At 27.3% G+C, this 1063-nt stretch carries 1 protein-coding gene; it reads left to right on the top strand.

Annotated elements, in window-relative coordinates; genetic code table 11:
* Positions 1–157 precede the first annotated feature (157 nt).
* Positions 158–1063, top strand: a 906-nt coding sequence (locus L8U04_RS08250; protein ID WP_263709822.1) for a PDC sensor domain-containing protein, incomplete at its 3' end; no start/stop codon positions are given.

Here is a 1063-nt window from a genome sequence, read left to right as displayed (position 1 = left end):
GTTTTTAATATTGTGTTTTAATAAAATTTATATTTATCCAATATTATTTATATAGATAATTTTTTATTAATATATCGTTTTTTTAAATTTATACTCCTATGAGATAATTTTTTCACTTTCAAAAAATAACTACAAATTTACATAAAAAGGAAAACCAATGAAAAGTGCGAAAATAAAAATCTCACTCATAGCAAATTTTATTGCTATATTTTGTCTACTTATTTTAGGTATTATAACTTTTGTTTTTGTAAAAGACTCTCTGTTTAAAGAAGTTATAAAAGCAGAACAAGATAAACTTATTTCTGCAAAAAATTTAACACAAAATTTTTACAACAACTCTTCAAGCGCATTAGAAAGATTTGCCCAAAGTATTTTACATCATCCATATGAAATTTTAGCCAACGAAGAAACATTAATAGAAGATGTTGGAATTCAGTTAAAAGCTGCAAAAGATATAGGCGATTATCAAGCTATTTATTTGGCAAAACCTGATGGGGAATTAGTTTTAAGTAACAAAGACAGCGATGCCAAAGGAGTAAATTATTTAATTTATGGAAAAGAGCAAAATTATGATGCAACTACAAGAGAATTTTATATAGCAGCTAGAAAGAAAACAGGTTGGAATGTAACTGATATTTATACAGATATAGCAACGGGGCTTCCTACTTTTACCTATTCTATATCTTTAACTAAAAATGGTAAGTTTATAGGGGTTTTGGCTATCGATGTTTCTGTGAAGAAATTAGAAGATAGATTAAAACATTTACCAGGCTCATCTTTTGTTTTTGATAAAGCATTGTTTGCATTTGCTTCAACCGATGAAAACTATTTTGGCAAAGATAATAAAAATGTTGCTATTGTTGCTAAAGCTTTTAGTAAAGCAAAACCAGGCGAGGCGTTTTTTTATACTAATGAAATGGGTAAAGAAAAATTATCTATTTGCGATAAAATAGATTCAGATACTATCTGCAGTGTAACAGATATTGACAGTATAGAAGAATCTAGCAAGAAAATGGCCTATATTCAAATTACTGCAGTTATTGCAGCTAGTTTTATAAGTATT

Origin of the sequence: Campylobacter sp. IFREMER_LSEM_CL908 (genome assembly GCF_025771545.1) — a bacterium.
Taxonomy (GTDB): Bacteria; Campylobacterota; Campylobacteria; order Campylobacterales; family Campylobacteraceae; genus Campylobacter_D; species Campylobacter_D lari_D.
The sequence above is the reverse complement of the archived record's forward strand: the minus strand, read 5'-3'. Positions and strand labels throughout refer to the sequence as shown.